Annotated in this window: 3 protein-coding genes; all 3 read right to left on the reverse strand. The window is 42.8% G+C overall.

Annotated elements, in window-relative coordinates; translation table 11 throughout:
- Positions 1-355 precede the first annotated feature (355 nt).
- Complete coding sequence (locus tag IQR33_RS13470) at positions 356-889, reverse strand: hypothetical protein (protein WP_193837607.1); 534 nt, start codon at positions 887-889, stop codon at positions 356-358.
- Positions 890-1,124: 235 nt separating this feature from the next.
- On the reverse strand, positions 1,125-2,765 hold the full coding sequence (locus tag IQR33_RS13475; RefSeq protein ID WP_193837608.1) for a hypothetical protein: 1,641 nt from the start codon (positions 2,763-2,765) through the stop codon (positions 1,125-1,127).
- Positions 2,762-3,230: DNA-binding protein (locus IQR33_RS13480; protein ID WP_193843766.1), on the reverse strand; the 469-nt coding region annotated here is incomplete at its 5' end. The genes IQR33_RS13475 and IQR33_RS13480, both read right to left, overlap by 4 nt.

Genomic DNA, 3,230 nt, shown 5'->3' on the forward strand with positions numbered 1-3,230 from the left:
CATTAAAATTGGAATTTACTGAAAATATTTTCAATCTTTGAAATTTTCAAAACATTCTCAGTCTAGGCTCTAAGTAGCTCTATACTCTCGCAAGCCCCGCTATATATATGGTTTCCCATGAGACACTCTAGGAACTCTCCCCACTAAATTTCAGTACACAAAAACTGAAAAAAAACTGATCGAAAAACCTCGCAGGCGGGTGAGGAGAGTGCGGATTTTGTCATCCGCTCAGTGTGTCCCGTGAGTTCATAACCGTTCATCGCCATATGACTTGTAGCTTTAGTTTGAGGCCAACATAAAAAAACGCAGCCGTATGGCTGCGTTGATTGTGTGAAAATCAAGTTCTTTATGTGTGCTAATATGCCTTAAACTTGCTTTCATCATCACCTTGTCCTACGGACTGCATTTCAGAGCAGCTCCATAGCAGCTCAAATTGGTTCAGATCTTCATCGTCTTCGGGAAGAACAATGGTTGAATCTTGAATAACTAGCTTCACGCAACTTGATTGTTTAGTTGGGATACAGTGGTAAAGCTCAGCAACTTTTTTATCATCTTCGACTCCCCCAAGCACAAGCGTTGAAGCGTCTAGAATGAGACACTGGCAAGGTACAAAGTCCGGCAATGCCCCAAACTTAGTTTCTAGATTATTCAATAACTCCGTATCTAAACTATCTCTCTTCAAGCAACCAACGATAGCAAACTGGTAATTTTTCGATTTTCTAACCACCTTACCAGAGAGCCAAGGTTTGTGGTCTTCGTTGACAATTTCTACCCACCAATTCCAGTCCTCAAACATTTTATAGATCTTCTTATTTTGAGTGCTTTTTTTAAAAGCGAGATACAAACCCACCACTACAAATGCTGCAGCTACTAGAGTACTGATTGTCATCCCCTTTCCCCTACTTAATGGTTCTTTAAATACAAAAATAGGAAAGAGAATAACAATAATTTCAAACAGTTATTATTCTTAATGGAGTATTCCAGCGAATCTCCCTACAAAATGGTTATTTTGTCTATCAAAAACATGGCATAAGAAGGTAATAAGCCTAATTAATATATGGATAACCATTGTTTAAGCTATCAACATTAAAGTCCAAGTGAGTTATCCCCCACCCGTTGGGCAACTAGCTTGTTTGTGTTATCGGTTCGAGTCTTCCCTTCAATTTCATACTAGCCTCCCCATGGCCAACAATATCATTCGCTTGGACTGGTGTTTTGGTGCTTGCTCGTCCTGGTGCTACACCGCTATGTGTATGCGTTGCTAAAGTGTCGGCCAATTCTTTAACCACCTGCATTAGCTCCGATAAAAGAATCAACACATTCTCTTGCTTAGAGCCTATCCAAGTCTTAGGTGATTGAAGCCATTGGTGCTCAGCGGCAATACTTCGGCGAAATTTTCCGATGGTCTCAATCAGTTCGCCAGCGGTAGCCGTTTGCATGTTACCCAAGCTTCCTAACACCAGATCATCTCCTGACAACAAATTAATAGCGCCAAGCGCTTCAATAAGCTTCTTACCATTCACTTCTTCAGTACTGTGCTCATTTACAAAAAGCTGATGCTGGCCAAACTCACCTTTATACCGTTCAAATTGGTCTAACTTACCAAACGCTCTCTGATTTTGAGTTTGGTCAGTCTGTAGTGTTGTATTTCCTGCGGCATCGACTCGATAACTCACTTCTTCACGTTGTTGTTGTAGTTGTTCACCAGGCTCTATTGAGGGAAGCGCATATTCACGTCCATAAACGCCACGTATGATGGGCCTATCGCTTCGACCATAAGCGAAAGCAATTTCAACCAATGTTCCTTCTAATGGATACGCTAACAATCCGGACTCATGTCCGCTCATGTTAACCGGCAGTGGAATCGAGCGATAAACCGGTACGTTACTATCTGGTTGCAAGTTCTCATCTAGAACTTGCACATCAACAGAGAGTCTTGGCCGAAATGGGTCAGATACTTTACCCGCCGTCGCACTGTCTCTGACCATTTCGACTCGCCCGAACTTTGGCAAGTGAAAGCCTGCTGTTAATTCAGGAAAATGCTGTAGTGTTTCTCGCATTTTAGGTATGACTTCAGACTGCTCAGCTTTCCAATACGCCGTCATATCATCCTGTATTAAGTCAACCCGATTGACTCGCTTACCATTCACAACACGACCTGGTCTAAGCATAGGAAACGGAACAAAGGTGGCACTGTTACCATTTTGGCGACTCGTAAACTCTTCAGGTAATGGCATTGGTTTGTCGTTGAAATGGCTATCTTGATAGGAGCCAAAATAAACCACCTGGTCAGTATGTTGAAACCACACACAGTCAGGAATAGAAAAAGCCTTAGCGACCTGATCTAAACATTGATAACCCGTTCCCTGGCAAACAAAGTTTGGGATCGCGGTCTTCATGTATTCTTTATTAGGTAGATTAAACTCGAGACCAGTAAGGTGAGAGAGCGCATCAATAACTTGCTCGGCATTTGGATGCTCTAAACTGAGAGACCAACGTTTACTCAAAATACCTGTCAGTTCTTTTACTGTGACTTTTTGGTAGCCATTGACTGTAGATTGGATTTTATCAACATAGCCCTCAAACCAAGGCGACGTTTTGTTTTCATATCCAATATCAAAACGCACCGGCTCGAATAATTTCAAGGGTTGTGTAGCTTCAATTTCAAAGATGGCCGCACTACCCAAAGAAAGCTTTAAGCTCACCATGTTACTTGCCAATTTGACTTCTTCGCCGCTTATATACAAGCGCTTCTCTAACTTCATTGAGTCGCCTCCTCTGCGGTGATGAGTGCCTGTTTCAAGCGAGTATTCTCTCGCTGCTCTGGCTTGCTTTGCGCTTTAATCCGCTGCTCTTTTTGCTCGGCGACACTGTTGTACTCCCGAAGCTCAAAAGATACATTCCAGGCCTGTAGAGTTTCATGTTCTCTTGCTTGAATACGCCCAGTGAACTTCACATTGCGAATTTTAAGTGCGAGCGCAATGTCATTGCCGATTCGATAAATACGTCTAGCATTCGCCTCATCTTTGTCCGAAGCAAACGCATAAAGTTGGGTCAGTGTGTCTATACGAATGAATGGAACACGACCACTAAAGGTAAGCTTTTTGCCTTTGTCACCTTGCTCTGCCACATCGGTACCAGAAGACTGCCCACTCATGTCCTGGTCTTTAAACTCCATGGACACTTCAACCGTCATCGAGTCTAAGTTAATTGGCACACCATCTAGAGCT

It is taken from the genome of Vibrio sp. OPT46 (genome assembly GCF_015163535.1).
Classification (GTDB): Bacteria; Pseudomonadota; Gammaproteobacteria; order Enterobacterales; family Vibrionaceae; genus Vibrio; species Vibrio alginolyticus.